The organism is Pseudomonas sp. 05L36 (assembly GCF_056398125.1).
The window spans coordinates 15,787-30,329 of sequence record NZ_JBFTOU010000046.1; the positions used below are offsets into that span (position 1 = coordinate 15,787).

Sequence of the window (14,543 nt, forward strand, 5' to 3'; positions counted from 1 at the left end):
CGACTGCCGCTCGCTACGGGTGCACCTCTGGTGCATCCGAGGCATTCAACTTCTCGATCACCAGGTCGATGAAGGCCGATACCGCAAGCGGCAACTGTCGTCGGCTTGGATACAGCACGTTCAGGCCATAGCCTTTGGGTTGGTATTGCGCCAGCACCGGGACGAGCACGCCGGCCTGAACATCGAGCCTGGCCATCACCGGTGGCAGTAGCGCGATGCCGAGGCCGGCCACGGCGGCCCTGCGCAATGCCTGTGCGGTATTGCCACTGAAGCGCCCACTGACCTGCACTTCCTCCTCACCCTGCGGGCCGATCAAGCGCCATGTGGCGTGGCCGCCGGGTTGCGCCGAGATCACACAATCGTGATTTACCAGGTCCTGCAGCGTGCGGGGTGAGCCGTGCGCGGCAATGTAGGCGGGGCTTGCGACCATTCCGACGCTGCGCGGGTCAAGGATCTGACGCCCGACAAAACCGGAATCGCGCAAGGCGCCGCCGCGAAACGCGACATCGATCTGCTCTGCGATCAAGTCGGCCTTCGCATCGCTGAGTATGAAGTCGAGCCTCACGCGTGGATACGCGGCGAGAAACCCGGTCACCCAGTCCATCTGGAAGAAGTCGAAGAAGTCGGCTGGAGCCGCCACACGTACCAGGCCATTGGGCTCGTTACTACCCGTTATCAACTCCTGTCCGGCTTCGAGCAAGCCGTCGACTGCGCCTGCACAACGCTCATGGAAGTCCTGGCCTGCACCGGTGAGCGTGAGCTTGCGAGTGGAGCGTTGCAGCAACCGAGTGTCGAGGTGTGCCTCGAGCTGCTGGATGCGGCGACTCACGGTATTGGGCGGCATGCCCAGGCGTCGTGCCGCCTCGGCAAAGCTGCCGCAGCGGACTACCTGCACAAACATCGCGATGTCATTGAGGTCGAGCATGGCCGGTCATTCCTGGTATTGGTGGACGAGTGCAATCCGATTGTATCGACTAATCAAGCAATCGGTCCCGCTCTATTGTTTGAGGTATCGGGCCGCGAGCTTCCCACTACGAGTGATCATGATGAACCTTCAGCAACCACCTCACATCGCAATGGACCCTGGTTCTGCACGCGAAACCGGAACTCATCGCGCAATCAGCTATCGCACCACAGGCGGCGGGCATGGCGCTATTGTCCGGCTGATGAGTCCTTCGGATCTGGGCCATTTGATCAAGCCGTTCGTTTTCCTGGATCTGTTTGAAGGTGAGAGCTCATTCATCAACGGCATGCCAATTCACCCGCACTCGGGAATCGCCACCGTCACCGTCATCACCGAAGGTAATTTGCGCTTCGAGGATGCGGATTTGGGCAAGGGGATGATCGACTACGGCGGTGTCGAATGGATGCGTGCCGGAGGCGGGGTCTGGCACGGCAAGGAAATGTCGGTGGGCACATCGAAACGGATTCAGGGTTTTCAACTGTGGGTTGCACTACCGCCTGAGTTGGAAAACGCCAGTGTCGACAGTCAATACCTGGAGTCAGGCGTGATGCCTGAAGTCGGGCCGGCGCGGTTGATTCTCGGCACGTACCAGGGTGTCCAGAGCCCGGTCCGTGCCCCCGCCGGAATGAATTATCTGCTGGTCACGCTACGTGCCGGGGAATCCTGGACTTATGTTCCACCTGGCGAACATGAGTCGTTGTGGTTGAGTGTCAGCCGCGGCGCTTTGTCTGCACCAGGCCTGGTCAACGCAGGAGAGATGGCCATCTTCGAACCTGGCAACGGTGCCGTGACGCTCAAGGCGCTGCAAAAAGATACGGTCTTCGTGATCGGTTCAGCCGTACCTCATCCCTATGATCTGGCGCTGGGAAATTACTCGGTGCACACCAACCCGCAAGCCTTGCGTGCGGGAGAGGTGAAAATTGCCGAGATTGGCGTTCGGTTGCGTGAGTACCTGAAAAAGCCCAACGGGTCAGCCAGCGTACCGGTATTCAAGTAACCTGACCCATGGCAGCGCGCCATTCGAGTCAGGATTGCGCGCAGTCATGGATCATGGGGCGGCTGTGCAACGTCCAGTCGCCGCCCCTAACTTTGCGGCACCACCCGCGCTTCGTTACCGGCACCCTCGACATAAACGTTCATGCCATTTTTCAGCCCCGGGTTGATCGGCTGGGTCACCTGAACCAGTACGCCGCTGTGGGTGCGAACGATGATCTGCTGTGCGTCCACGGGCTGATCATATTTTTTCTTTTCGGCGTAGTTGCCGCCCGCCGCGCCAGCCAGGGCACCGGCGACCATCGCCACATCCCGGCCGGTACCGTGGCCGATCAGGCTTCCCAGGGCCAGACCGCCAATACCCCCCATTATGGCGCCGACACCGCTATCGTGATTGGTCTGCATCTGGGTCTGTGTAATCTGCTCGATTTTCCCCGAACGAATCTCCATCTCGCCAGCGCCTCCGCTCCCGGCGCCAACCGCGGCACAGCCGCCAAGCACAAGACCAAAAAGCGAAATCGTCAGCCAGGAAGCGATAGTTTTCATCGTCAAACTCCATTTTCAGAGGAAGTGGATCATGCAAACGCATCCATTCAAGTTAGACGAAAATGCCTGATTCGCTCGGTTGTTTGGCTGCGCAAAGCGCTTGCCACGAAGGGGCAGTGGTGCAAGCGCCTGGACCGCTCGATCCAATATAGCTTGAACGTAGTCACATATTCCATAAAGGAAGTACAAACTATTTTTATAGTGCGTTTTAATCTATTCAGTATTTTGAATCGATTGGAGCTCTTGTCTGTGAACACTAAGGCGCTTTTACCTTTTGGCTTGGCATTACTGGCTACCTGCTCGACGGCTTTCGCGGGCCCCACTCTGGATCGCGTAACCAGCAGCGGGGAGCTGACCGGCGTCCTGATGGAAAGCTATCCGCCATTCTCCTTTCTCAATGAACAGAACCAGCTGGACGGGTTTGACGTGGATGTCGCCAAGGCCGTTGCGCAACGGCTAGGGGTGAAGCTGAAGCTGCAAACACCGTCCTGGGATGTCATCGCTGCCGGACACTGGAACGGTCGATATGACATCTGCGTCTGCTCGATGACCCCGAGCAAGGCACGGGCCGAAGTGTTCGACTTCCCGGTGGAGTATTACCAGTCACCGGCCGTGATCGTGGTGAATGCCAAAGACCAGAACATTGTCACGGGCAAGGATCTGTCCGGTAAAAAAATCGGTGTGATCAGTGCGTCGACCTATGAAGCCTATTTGAACAAGGATCTGGTGATCGAGGGCGCCGAGGACAAGCCGTTGAGCTATCCATTCGAAAGCGTCCAGGTCGCGCCATACGACAACGAAACCGTGGCCTTCCAGGATCTGGCCTTGGGCACGGGCGTGCGCCTGGATGCCATGGTCACCAACCTCATCACGGCTCGCGAACGCATCGCCCAGGATCCTCGCTTCAAAATTGCCGGCGACGCGCTGTATGCAGAGCCCAACGTGGTAGCGATCGAAAAGGGCGATCCGCAATGGAATGCCAAAGTCACTGAGGTCGTCACCCAGCTCAAGGCCGACGGCACATTAAGCAAGATTTCACAGAAGTGGATCGGTGCCGATATCAGCCAATGACAGCCCTCAATCCACACCCGGCCAAGGCGACTGTCGCCCCCGAAACCGAGGCGCGTCGTTTTAGCCGGCTAGTTGGTTTTCGCACTCGCCTGTATTTGACCTGGGCAGTGCTGTTCGGCCTGTGCGTCATGTTTTTCATGGGCTTCGATCTGAAGTTCTCGATCATTGTGCAGAAGTTGCCCAACCTGGTCGGCCTGCATTTGGGGCCTGACGGTTTCTTGCAGGGCGCCGCGCTGACGCTGTTCTTGTGCTTCTGCTCGATCTGGCTTTCGTTGCTCCTTGGTTTCGTGACGGCGCTGGCGCGCCTGTCTCGCAGCGCAGTGGCTTTCGGCATTGCCAGTTTCTATGCGTCTTTTTTTCGCGGTACTCCACTGCTGATCCAGATCCTGCTGATCTACCTGGGTCTGCCGCAGTTGGGGGTGGTTCCTGGCGCCATCAGCGCGGGGATCATTGCGCTCTCGCTCAATTATGGTGCCTACCTCAGCGAGATTTTTCGTGCCGGCATCATGGCTGTAGCACCCGGGCAGCGCGAAGCGGCGATGGCTCTGGGTCTGGGGCCGGCGGCAACGTTCCTGCACATCGTCCTGCCGCAAGCCATGCGCACGATCATTCCACCGACAACCAGTCAGTTCATTTCAATGCTCAAGGACTCATCGTTGATATCGGTGATGGGCGTCTGGGAAGTGATGTTCCTGGCGCAGTCGTACGGTCGATCCTCTTACCGCTACATCGAAATGCTCACCACCGCAGCCGTTATCTACTGGCTCCTGTCCATCGGACTGGAGTTGATACAGAACCGTCTTGAACGCCACTACGGCAAAGGTTTCAAGCATCAGCGCTGACCCATCCGTTTAATGACTTTTACAGGTACTACGATGTCCGATCCAAAACCTCTGTTGTTTGCGTTATACGAGCAAGCCAGTGTTGGCTGTGGCGGCGCGCCAAGCCTCTGGACGCACCCGGCAGACGAACGACTGAGCATCAACTCGCTGGGCTACTGGTCGAACCTGGCACGCATCGCCGACCAGGCTCATCTCGACATGCTGTTTTTTGGTGATGTGCTGGGTTTCTACGATGTGTTTGGCGGTAATGCCGACGCGGCGATGAAGTGGGCGGTGGAAGCACCGGCCAACGATCCGTTGATGATCATTCCGGCATTGGCTGCGGTGACGGAAAACCTCGCCTTCGGCGTCACTGTCACCACCAGTTATGAACATCCTTTCACCCACGCCCGGCGCTTCAGCACGCTGGATCACCTGACCAATGGCCGGGTCGGGTGGAACATTGTCACCTCCTACCTGACCAGTGCCGCTCGCAACTTCGGCCTGGAGCAGATGATCAAGCACGATGATCGCTATGAACGCGCCGATGAATTTCTCGATGTGGTTTACAAGCTCTGGGAAGGCAGCTGGGCAAATGACGCTGTGGTGGCCGACAAGTCTCGTCGGGTCTTTGCCAAGGGCGATCGCGTGCGATCGATCAATCATGTTGGCGAGCATTACCGGGTGGCCGGGCCGCATTTGACGTCCCCGTCACCGCAACGCACACCGTTGCTGATCCAGGCCGGTTGGTCAGGCCGTGGTCGCGAGTTTGCGGCCAAGCACGCCGAACTGATTTTCATCGCCAAGTCCAACCCGCTGGAGATTCGCCAGGGCCTGGAAGATATATGGACGCAGGCCAGGGCACGGGGGCGTCACGCTGAAGATGTTAAATCACTGACGGTCCTGCGCATCGTCACGGCCAGGACCGAGATCGAAGCCCAACGCAAATATGACGAACTGCAAAGCAACTATCACTTGCAGGCGCAACTGGTGAGTTATGCCGGTGATACCGGTATCGACATCAGCCGCTACGCGGACAGCGATGCGTTGTCGACTCACACCGAAGGCATGACCTCCTATGTGATGCGTCCCGATGGCAGTGGCAAGCCCTTGACCGCCGGTGATGTCAAACAGCGCTTTGCCAACGTCACCCGTGGCAGTGATCTGATTCTGGTGGGAACGCCGCAACAAGTGGCCGATCGGATCGAAGAGCACGCCCGTATTTCCGGCACCAGCGGCTACATGCTCAACCCGCTGATCAGCCCAGGCAGCCTTGAGGACTTCGTTGAGCTGGTCATTCCTGAACTGCAAAAACGTGGCTTGTATCGTACTGAACCCCAGAGCGGTACTTTCCGTTCGCGGTTACGGGACGATGGCGCTAACCATTTACCGGATTCTGCTTACGGCGCCTCATTCCGCTTTGATAAAGGTTTTCAGGACGGGGCATCTTGAAAAAAGGGTCTCCAGGGGCTAATGCCAGTCAGTTAAGCGTTTGAACACCGCAAACCTTGTGGGAGCGAGCTTGCTCGCGATGACGGTTGAACAGTCACACAAGGGGCGCCTGACAGTCCGCCATCGCGAGCAAGCTCGCTCCCACAATGTCCGGGGCTTAACTGACAGGCACTACTCTCCAGGCGCCCCTTTTGTGAGCAAATGATCCTGATCAGAAATATTTGAGCCATCCGATATCGCGACGGCGTGCCTTCAATGCCGCGAACCAGCGCACGGGTAAATACAGGGATAAAGCCAGGAGCGCCGCCGTCAGCCACACAGCCCAGATGCTGTCGTAACCGAAAAAATTGCCTTGGTTCAATCCGAATAACGCCACGCTGACCAGATACAGCGCCTTGAGTACGTAAAGGTGGAGCAAGTAGAAGAACATCGGCGCCGCGCCAAAGACTGCCAATGCATTGACCCACTTGCGTTGTTGAGCCCGTTCCAGGGCACGAAGCAGTAACAGGCCCATGCCCAAGGTCAGCGAAAGGAACAGCAGGGAAGGTGGGTATTTTGTAATGTTGAAGAAACTCATGAGGGTTTGTGTGAGGCCTTCATGGGCGACCCAATGCACCTCGCCATAACCGTTGACTGCTCGCAGTGCGACAAATCCGATCAATGTCCCGGCCCCTGCAACTAGCAGAGCACGTTGACGCTCCGCAGCCAAAACCTGGCCAGCAAACCAAGGGCCAATACTGTATCCAAGAGCGATCACACCGATCCACGGCAGTACAGGATAAGAGGTGCGCAGACGCAAGCCGTCGGAGAATTCGATCCAGCCGCGATCATGCAGAATCGCCCAAGGTATATGCATGGGCGAGCCCGTCGCGAAGTGAACATTATCCAGCAGATTGTGCCCGGCCACGATCACCAGACCCAGGCAGCACAGAATGGGCCTGGGCAACCAGACCAGTCCGGCCAGGGCAATCATGCAGATGCCAATGGCCCAGATCACCTGCATGTAAATTGCCGTAGGCGGGAACTGAAATGTCCAGGCGAAATTCACCAGGGTGAACTCCAGCAGTACCAGAAACAGACCGCGCTTGAATAAAAAGGCTGACACATCGCCATTGCCCTGGTGCTTTGGCCGTACAGGTAAGCGGAAAGTCCAGTGAGCAGTATGAAAACCGGGGCACACAAATGGGCAAGTGTGCGGCTGAAAAATAGCGCCGGCTCAGTGGATTCGATGTCCATCGGGTCTGCTACCTGACGGTGCAAAAAGAATGTTTCGCGCACGTGATCCAACAGCATAAGGAGGATTACCAATCCCCTCAGGGCATCAATGGACAGCAGGCGTTGGTTCAAGCGTGTGATGGGTGGGATGTGAGTAGAAATTGTCATCGAATGTCGCAAGCAGGGAATGGATGGTTCTGCCAGTGGCGACTGACAGGCGCATGCTTGTAAAAGTTATAACATAACGAATTTACCAAAAGCGACCGCCTGATTGCGTGATAGCTGGTCACCACAGGGTACCCGTTGGCGGAACCTTCGCGCGTCGCCTCATCCTGAATCACATCCCGGTGTTCGACCATCACGCTGTCCTCGACACGCAGGATATCGACCACGACCCAGTTCGCCGGCTGGCCGAGGCCAGTGAAGCGACTCTTCTTTTCTGCGCGGCGAAAGCCGTGTTAAAAAATGTTATTGTTAAAAAGCACTTCACATAATCTGATCACTGGTAGATGATCTTCATCAGCCGGTATGACAACCTGATAACACGACAAAAACAGGATTGCCTTGATGTTCGATGAGATCCCGACTCACGTCCTGAACGACAGCGCCCCTCATGTGGTTGATCCGCCCGGTGCTGATCCTGTCTGTCGAAACCGTATCTACAACGCGGCCAATATTTGCGCCTTGCAGGCGTGGAAGCAGTCGCTGCTTTCCTCTGGAGTACCCCATGAATAACAAGAATGTCGGTGTGGTCGGTCTGGGCGCGATGGGGCTGGGCATTGCCCGCTCGTTGTTGCGCAGCGGTTTCAATGTGCATGCCTGTGATGTGCGCACTGCCGTAACAGAGCAGTTCGCTGGGGAGGGCGGTGTGGCTTGCCTGTCACCGTCGCACATGGCCGCTGAGTGTGACGTGATCATTACCGTGGTGGTCAACGCCGAGCAGACCGAGACCGTATTGTTTGGTGAGGGTGGTGCCGTGGCCTCTCTGCGGCCGGGCAGCCTGGTGATCGGCTGCGCCACAGTCGCCCCGACCTACGCGGTGGACCTGGGCCAACGCCTTGCCGCGCTGGGCCTGCTGTATCTGGATGCACCGATTTCCGGTGGCGCCGCCAAGGCTGCCGCTGGCGAGATGACCATGATGACCTCGGGCCCGGCCGACGCCTACGCCAAGGCTGAGTCGATTCTGGCGGGTATGGCTGGCAAGGTGTATCGCCTGGGTGACGTCCATGGCCTCGGGTCGAAGGTCAAGATCATCAACCAGCTTCTGGCGGGTGTACATATTGCCGCTTCTGCCGAAGCCATGGCGTTGGGCCTGCGTGAAGGGGTCGATGCCGATGCGCTGTATGAGGTGATCACCCACAGCGCCGGTAACTCCTGGATGTTCGAAAACCGCGTGCCGCACATACTCAAGGCTGACTACACGCCGTTGTCTGCGGTAGATATTTTCGTCAAGGACCTGGGCCTGGTGCTGGATACCGCCCGGGCCAGCAAATTCCCGCTGCCGCTGTCGGCCACCGCTCACCAGATGTTCATGCAGGCCTCCAGTGCCGGCTTCGGTCGTGAGGACGACTCGGCGGTGATCAAGATTTTCCCGGGCATCGAATTGCCGACTGCCAAGCCTGAGCCTGTTTGAGGAACACCCCATGACTACCTCCACCGCACGCCCGCTATTGGGCTGCATCGCCGACGATTTCACCGGCGCCACGGACCTTGCCAACATGCTGGTGCGCGGCGGTATGCGCACCGTGCAAAGCATTGGCATCCCGAGCGCGGAAGTGGCTGCCGGGCTTGATGCCGATGCGATCGTCATTGCCCTGAAGTCGCGTACCACGCCGGTCGCCGAAGCAGTCGAGCAGTCCCTCGCTGCGATGGCCTGGCTGCGCGAGCAAGGCTGCGAGCAGATCTTTTTCAAATATTGCTCGACGTTCGACTCAACCGCGGCCGGCAATATCGGCCAGGTCAGCGAAGCACTGCTGGCCGCACTGGGTAGCGACTTTACCCTTGCGTGCCCGGCGTTCCCGGAAAATGGCCGGACGATCTTTCGCGGCCATCTGTTTGTGCAGGATCAACTGCTCAGCGAGTCGGGCATGCAAAATCACCCGCTGACGCCAATGACCGATGCCAATCTGGTGCGCGTCCTGCAATCGCAGACCGGTCTTAATGTCGGCCTGTTGCGCTACGACACGATTGCCCGTGGCGCAGAGCAGGTGCGGGCGCGAATCGCCGAGCTGAGGGCTCAAGGTGTCGGCATGGCCATTGCTGATGCCTTGTCGGACAGCGATCTGTACACCCTCGGTGCCGCCTGCGCCGATCTGCCGCTGTTGACGGGTGGTTCGGGGCTGGCCCTGGGCCTACCGGAAAACTTCCGTCGCGCCGGCAAACTGCGCGACCTTGACGCCTCGAAACTTCCGGCGGTGTCCGGCGGGGAAGTGGTGTTGGCCGGCAGTGCTTCGATTGCCACCAATGGACAAGTGGCCGCCTGGCTCGAAGCCGGCCGGCCGGCTTTGCGGATTGATCCGTTGGCCTTGGCGGCGGGGAAACCGGTGGTGGCGCAAGCCTTGGCCTTCGCCCGTGATAACGAGCAAACCGTATTGATCTACGCCACCAGCTCACCGGATGAGGTCAAGTCGGTGCAACAGCAACTGGGCGTCGAGCAGGCTGGCAGTCTGGTGGAAAACGCCTTTGGCGAAATTGCCCAGGGTCTGCGCCAGAGCGGCGTGCGCCGTTTCGTGATCGCCGGCGGAGAAACCTCGGGCGCTGTGGTTCAGGCGCTGGGCGTGCAGTTGCTGCAGATCGGCGCGCAGATCGATCCGGGTGTACCGGCGACCGTCAGCAGTACCGACGAACCTTTGGCGCTGGCACTCAAATCGGGCAACTTCGGTGGCCGGGATTTCTTCAGTAAAGCCTTGAACCAACTCGCCCAGGCCGGGGGTGCACAATGAGCTGCGCAATGAGCAACGAGAACGCCCTGCGCGAAGAAATCTGTGAGGTTGGCCACAGCCTATACCAGCGCGGATACACCGTTGGCAGCGCCGGCAATATCAGCGCGCGCCTGGATGACGGCTGGTTGATCACGCCGACGGACGTCTGCCTCGGGCGCCTCGATCCGGCGACCATCGCCAAAGTCAATCTGGCCGGCGAATGGGTGTCCGGTGACAAGCCTTCGAAGACCCTGGCGTTGCATCGCCAGGTCTATGACCGCAACCCGAATGTCGGCGGCGTGGTGCATACCCACTCCACCCATCTGGTGGCGTTGACGCTCGCAGGTGTCTGGCAGGCGAACGACATTTTGCCGCCGCTGACGCCATATCAGGTCATGAAAGTCGGACATATCCCGTTGATTGCCTACCAACGACCCGGTTCACCGAAGGTTGCCGAACAGGTCGCGCAACTGGCCAACAGTGTTCGCGGCGTGATGCTCGAACGGCTGGGCCCGGTGGTCTGGGAGAGTTCGGTCTCCAGGGCCAGCTACGCCCTGGAAGAGCTCGAGGAAACCGCGCGACTCTGGCTGATGAGCAATCCCAAGCCTGAACCGCTGGATCAGGCGGCGCTGGACGAGCTGCGAGAGACATTCGGTGCGCACTGGTAGTGCGCTGAATTCTTTTAAAACGATAGAACACGATAGAACATGACAGATAGATAACGCAGGCCCTGTCCGGGAGACGCTCAGCGACTCTCGATGGCCCCGGCTTGCCAAAAAAATACAATAACAAGAGGAACTCCAGGCATGACTCGCCTTCACTGTGGCATTTTCAGAAGAATCCTTTCGTTCACCCGGTGTGGAGGGCTTCTGAAATGAGCCCGTTAATCCTGATGATTACTGCCGGGGCAGGCATCGCGCTGTTGTTATTCCTGGTGCTCAAGTACAAGTTCCAGCCCTTCGTGGCCTTGATGCTGGTGAGCATTCTGGTGGCGCTGGTGGCCGGGGTGAAACCGGCCGACCTGGTGGCGACCATCGAAGGCGGCATGGGCAAGACCCTGGGCCATATCGCGATCATCATTGCCCTGGGCGCGATGATCGGGCGGATCATCGAGCTCTCCGGCGGTGCCGAGGCGCTGGCCAAGACGCTGATCACCCGTTTCGGCAACCGGCGTACGCCCCTGGCGTTGACGATTGCCGGCTTCATGGTCGGGGTGCCGGTATTCTTCGAGGTTGGCGTGATCATCCTCATGCCGCTGGCCTATGGTATTGCCCGGCGTGCGCGCAAGCCGCTGTTGGTGTTTGCGTTGCCGATGTGTGCGGCGTTGTTGACCGTACACGCCTTTCTGCCGCCGCACCCGGGTGCAGTGGCCGCTGCCAGCCAATTGGGCGCGGACCTGGGCCGCGTGCTGATGTTCGGTCTGCCGCTCACCGCGTTCCTTTGCTATGTCGGCTACCGCGTGGCCGGGCGCATGACCCGTCGGGCGTACCCGATGACCGACGATATTCGTGCCGAGGTCTATGGCCCGCATGTCACCAACGAAGATCTGGCCGCCTGGTCCAATGGCAACGACAAGAGCACTGAGCGAGCGGCTGAAGCCGTATCACACATGGGCCTGGAAGAGTCGACCAGCAGCATCGTTTCCAAATTGCCGCCGGCCCCCGCACCGGGCTTTGGCCTGATCGTCAGCCTGATCGTGCTACCGATCATTCTGATTCTGCTGGGGACTCTGTCTACCTCGTTGCTGCCTGCCGAATCGACTCTGCGCGGCATCATGACCGTGGTCGGTGCGCCGCTGGTGGCGCTGCTGATCGACACCTTGCTGTGTGCCTGGCTGCTGGGTTCGCGTCGGGGCTGGAGCCGCACTCAGGTGTCCGACGTGATCGGTTCGGCTTTGCCCGGTGTGGCCATGGTGATTCTGATTGCCGGTGCCGGCGGTGTGTTCGGCAAGGTGCTGGTGGACACCGGAATCGGTGCCGTGGTCTCCGACATGCTGCGCACCACCGGTCTGCCGGTGCTGGCCCTGGGCTTTCTGCTGACCATGCTGTTGCGCGCGGTGCAGGGCTCGACCACGGTGGCGCTGGTGACCACTGCCGGCATCATCAGCCCGCTGATTGCAACCCTCAATCTCACCCCGAACCACATGGCCCTGCTATGCCTGGCCATGGGCGGCGGCGGGCTGGCCATGTCCCATATCAATGACGCCGGTTACTGGATCTTCACCAAACTGTCAGGCCTGAACGTGGCCGACGGTCTGCGCACCTGGACGGTGATGACCACTTTGCTCGGCACCTTGGGTTTCTGTATTACCCTGCTGATCTGGCCCTTTGTCTAACCCTTTATCTCAGGAGCTACCATGCCTCGTTTTGCAGCCAACCTCAGCATGCTTTACCCGGAACATGAGTTTCTGGATCGCTTCGCCGCCGCTGCCTCTGACGGTTTCGAAGCGGTGGAATATCTGTTTCCCTACGACTACCGCGCTGAAGAGCTCAAGCAACGCTTGAGCGACAACGGCCTGGTGCAGGCACTGTTCAACGCGCCGCCCGGTGATTGGGCTGCGGGGGAGCGGGGCACGGTGTCGTTGCCGGGCCGGGAGAGTGAGTTTCGTAGCGGTTTTGATCGTGCCCTGGAGTACGCCGGTGTGCTGGGCAATTCACGCATCCATGTGATGGCCGGGCTGTTGCCGTCGGAAAGCGACCGCCCGCGGCATCACGGCGTATACCTGGAAAACCTCGCCTACGCCACCGCCCAGGCGGCCAAGGCAGGCGTCACAGTATTGCTCGAGCCGATCAATACGCGGGACATGCCAGGCTTTTTCCTCAACCGCCAGGACCAGGCCCAGGCCATCTGCAAGGAAGTGGGCGCCAGTAACCTGAAGGTTCAGTTCGATTGCTACCACTGCCAAATCGTCGAGGGCGACCTGGCGACTAAACTGCGTCGGGACTTCGATGGTATCGGCCATATCCAGATCGCCGGCGTGCCCGACCGGCATGAACCGGACTTGGGGGAAGTCAATTATCCCTATCTGTTCGAGCTGATCGACCAGTTGGGTTATGACGGCTGGGTAGGGTGCGAATATCGGCCGCGAGGCAATACGTCTGCCGGTTTGCAGTGGTTGCGCGACTGGAAGGCGCGCCAGGCGCTATAGAGGAGGGCGGCGACGGGCTCCGCTGGATGCAGGAGCCCGTTGTTTCACGCCGGTGTATTGTCAGCCGGCAGCAACAGTTCGACACCCTGCTTGCGGATGCCATCGGCCGCGGCATGGGTCAATGCGTCGTCGCTGAGGATGATGTCGAACTGCTCGAGCCCGGCAATCCTGTACATGCTGAAGGTGCCGTATTTCGAACTGCTGGCCACCAGCACCACTTGCGCAGCCGATTGCATCGCGGCTTGTTTGACCTCGACCTTCAGCGCAGAAGGCGTGGTGAGGCCGCGACGCAAATCCCATGAGCTGGTCGATATGAACGCAATATCGGTGACCACCTGACGCAAGGTGGCAACCGCCAAGCCGCCCACGCACGATTGATTGGAGTGATCCAGTTGCCCGCCGGTATGAATCACCGTGACATGGGGGGCTTCGATCAGTGCCTGGACAATGCCGAAGTCATTAGTCACCACGGTCATGCCGGACAGCGCTTTGATATAGGGGACGATTTCCAGCGTGCTGGTTCCCGCATCCAGGTAAATCGTCATGTCGGCATGCAGCAGCCGGGCAGCGAGCCTGGCCATGGCCTGCTTCTGCGGCAACTCGACCACCGCCTTGGTCTGATGGCTGGGCTCACTGTGCATCTGGCTGGCAATCCGCACCCCACCCGTTACCGAGTAAGCACGACCTTCCTGCTCCAGCAAGGCAATGTCGCGGCGTATGGTCATGTGCGAACAGTCGAACATTTCCATCAATTGATGAACGCTCAGCACCTGATGCTTGCGCAACTGTCGCAGCATCAATTCACGGCGCTGTTCAGGGATCATCGGTGCGCCGCTTTCGGCGGCGATGTCCTTTTGACTAGGCATTCGGGCTCCAGAATGAAGAAATCCGCGGACAAGGAAGGCGGGGAACCATAGTAGCGAATCTGCGGCTGGATCAGTAGCGGGAGGAGATGTCGAGCACATTCTTCTTTCGCTCGATCGGACTGGGGCTGGAGGATATCGCCATTGCCAATGAGCTTTATCAGTTGCATATGAAGAGCAACTGAGTAGAGGTTCAGAAGTCGTTCTGTCTATTTCAGCGTAATAATAAGGTTCTTCACGGAATTCCGGGGAACACCGATACCTGTAGAAGCTGCGGTGCGGCGATCCGACTTGCCAGCGATGGCAACTGACGGCCGAGCATTTTCTTCCTAGTGTACATATCCATTGTTGCGGTTACGGCCACTATTGGTTCCGCCCTTACGGCGGGTCACTTGGAAAAGCCCCAAGTAACCAAGGGCTCTTGCCCCTGACGTTCGGTGCCTCGCCCAGGCTCGGCATGCCCTCGCTCCGGTCCTGCTCCGTGGGCCCGCCGCGATCGGCCATCCATGGCCGTGCGCGGCTAACCCGGCATCCATGCCGGGTTGCCCA

Annotated in this window: 13 protein-coding genes and 1 pseudogene; 10 read left to right on the forward strand and 4 right to left on the reverse strand. The window is 59.1% G+C overall.

What is annotated here, in order from left to right:
- Positions 1-13: 13 nt before the first annotated feature.
- A complete protein-coding gene (locus AC1DKH_RS28915; protein WP_477800055.1) occupies positions 14-925 on the reverse strand; it encodes a LysR family transcriptional regulator in 912 nt (303 codons plus the stop codon).
- Between the two features lie 118 nt (positions 926-1,043).
- Here AC1DKH_RS28915 and AC1DKH_RS28920 point away from each other — a divergent pair, with 118 nt between their 5' ends.
- Positions 1,044-1,961, forward strand: coding sequence for a pirin family protein (locus tag AC1DKH_RS28920; RefSeq protein WP_477800056.1), 918 nt, complete (start codon positions 1,044-1,046; stop codon positions 1,959-1,961).
- A gap of 86 nt (positions 1,962-2,047) precedes the next feature.
- On the opposite strand, the gene AC1DKH_RS28925 is transcribed toward AC1DKH_RS28920, so the two are convergent.
- Positions 2,048-2,503, reverse strand: a complete 456-nt coding sequence (locus tag AC1DKH_RS28925; RefSeq protein ID WP_477765246.1) for a glycine zipper 2TM domain-containing protein — start codon at positions 2,501-2,503, stop codon at positions 2,048-2,050.
- Between the two features lie 249 nt (positions 2,504-2,752).
- On the opposite strand from AC1DKH_RS28925, the gene AC1DKH_RS28930 reads away from it, so the two are divergent.
- The 3 genes from AC1DKH_RS28930 to AC1DKH_RS28940 are packed head-to-tail and all read left to right on the forward strand — an operon-like array spanning position 2,753 to position 5,847.
- Positions 2,753-3,574 carry an ABC transporter substrate-binding protein gene (locus tag AC1DKH_RS28930; protein WP_477800057.1) on the forward strand — a complete coding sequence of 274 codons (822 nt, stop codon included), beginning with the start codon at positions 2,753-2,755 and terminating at the stop codon, positions 3,572-3,574.
- Positions 3,571-4,416 (forward strand): amino acid ABC transporter permease, encoded by an 846-nt coding sequence (locus tag AC1DKH_RS28935; protein ID WP_477800058.1) that lies wholly within the window; start codon positions 3,571-3,573, stop codon positions 4,414-4,416. Before AC1DKH_RS28930 ends, AC1DKH_RS28935 begins: the two co-directional genes overlap by 4 nt.
- Before the next feature lie 33 nt (positions 4,417-4,449).
- Positions 4,450-5,847 (forward strand): LLM class flavin-dependent oxidoreductase, encoded by a 1,398-nt coding sequence (locus AC1DKH_RS28940; protein WP_477800059.1) that lies wholly within the window; start codon positions 4,450-4,452, stop codon positions 5,845-5,847.
- 211 nt (positions 5,848-6,058) lie between these two features.
- Here the strand turns inward: AC1DKH_RS28940 and AC1DKH_RS28945 are convergent.
- Positions 6,059-7,230: pseudogene (locus AC1DKH_RS28945) on the reverse strand (acetyltransferase domain-containing protein).
- A gap of 399 nt (positions 7,231-7,629) precedes the next feature.
- On the opposite strand from AC1DKH_RS28945, the gene AC1DKH_RS28950 reads away from it, so the two are divergent.
- From AC1DKH_RS28950 to otnI, 6 genes are all read left to right on the forward strand, one after another.
- Entirely contained in the window at positions 7,630-7,797 is a 168-nt protein-coding gene (locus AC1DKH_RS28950) for a hypothetical protein (RefSeq protein WP_477800060.1), read from the forward strand.
- A complete protein-coding gene (ltnD, locus tag AC1DKH_RS28955) occupies positions 7,790-8,695 on the forward strand; it encodes an L-threonate dehydrogenase (RefSeq protein WP_095945035.1) in 906 nt (301 codons plus the stop codon). The genes AC1DKH_RS28950 and ltnD overlap by 8 nt, the downstream gene beginning before the upstream one ends.
- 10 nt (positions 8,696-8,705) lie before the next feature.
- Complete coding sequence (gene otnK / locus AC1DKH_RS28960; RefSeq protein WP_477800061.1) at positions 8,706-10,004, forward strand: 3-oxo-tetronate kinase; 1,299 nt, start codon at positions 8,706-8,708, stop codon at positions 10,002-10,004.
- 8 nt (positions 10,005-10,012) lie between these two features.
- A complete protein-coding gene (gene otnC / locus AC1DKH_RS28965) occupies positions 10,013-10,651 on the forward strand; it encodes a 3-oxo-tetronate 4-phosphate decarboxylase (RefSeq protein ID WP_477800062.1) in 639 nt (212 codons plus the stop codon).
- Between the two features lie 206 nt (positions 10,652-10,857).
- Complete coding sequence (locus AC1DKH_RS28970; RefSeq protein ID WP_477800063.1) at positions 10,858-12,318, forward strand: GntT/GntP/DsdX family permease; 1,461 nt, start codon at positions 10,858-10,860, stop codon at positions 12,316-12,318.
- Positions 12,319-12,339: 21 nt separating this feature from the next.
- Complete coding sequence (gene otnI / locus AC1DKH_RS28975) at positions 12,340-13,131, forward strand: 2-oxo-tetronate isomerase (protein WP_477800064.1); 792 nt, start codon at positions 12,340-12,342, stop codon at positions 13,129-13,131.
- Between the two features lie 44 nt (positions 13,132-13,175).
- On the opposite strand, the gene AC1DKH_RS28980 is transcribed toward otnI, so the two are convergent.
- Positions 13,176-13,997 carry a DeoR/GlpR family DNA-binding transcription regulator gene (locus AC1DKH_RS28980; protein ID WP_477800065.1) on the reverse strand — a complete coding sequence of 274 codons (822 nt, stop codon included), beginning with the start codon at positions 13,995-13,997 and terminating at the stop codon, positions 13,176-13,178.
- Positions 13,998-14,543 lie beyond the last annotated feature (546 nt).

Bases quoted from the DNA above. Each gene is read 5' to 3' on its own strand.
- AC1DKH_RS28915 (WP_477800055.1), bottom strand. From the start codon at position 925: ATGCTCGACCTCAATGACATCGCGATGTTTGTGCAGGTAGTCCGCTGC.
- AC1DKH_RS28920 (WP_477800056.1), top strand. From the start codon at position 1,044: ATGATGAACCTTCAGCAACCACCTCACATCGCAATGGACCCTGGTTCT.
- AC1DKH_RS28925 (WP_477765246.1), bottom strand. From the start codon at position 2,503: ATGAAAACTATCGCTTCCTGGCTGACGATTTCGCTTTTTGGTCTTGTG.
- AC1DKH_RS28935 (WP_477800058.1), top strand. From the start codon at position 3,571: ATGACAGCCCTCAATCCACACCCGGCCAAGGCGACTGTCGCCCCCGAA.
- AC1DKH_RS28940 (WP_477800059.1), top strand. From the start codon at position 4,450: ATGTCCGATCCAAAACCTCTGTTGTTTGCGTTATACGAGCAAGCCAGT.
- AC1DKH_RS28950 (WP_477800060.1), top strand. From the start codon at position 7,630: ATGTTCGATGAGATCCCGACTCACGTCCTGAACGACAGCGCCCCTCAT.
- ltnD (WP_095945035.1), top strand. From the start codon at position 7,790: ATGAATAACAAGAATGTCGGTGTGGTCGGTCTGGGCGCGATGGGGCTG.
- otnK (WP_477800061.1), top strand. From the start codon at position 8,706: ATGACTACCTCCACCGCACGCCCGCTATTGGGCTGCATCGCCGACGAT.
- otnC (WP_477800062.1), top strand. From the start codon at position 10,013: ATGAGCAACGAGAACGCCCTGCGCGAAGAAATCTGTGAGGTTGGCCAC.
- AC1DKH_RS28970 (WP_477800063.1), top strand. From the start codon at position 10,858: ATGAGCCCGTTAATCCTGATGATTACTGCCGGGGCAGGCATCGCGCTG.
- otnI (WP_477800064.1), top strand. From the start codon at position 12,340: ATGCCTCGTTTTGCAGCCAACCTCAGCATGCTTTACCCGGAACATGAG.
- AC1DKH_RS28980 (WP_477800065.1), bottom strand. From the start codon at position 13,997: ATGCCTAGTCAAAAGGACATCGCCGCCGAAAGCGGCGCACCGATGATC.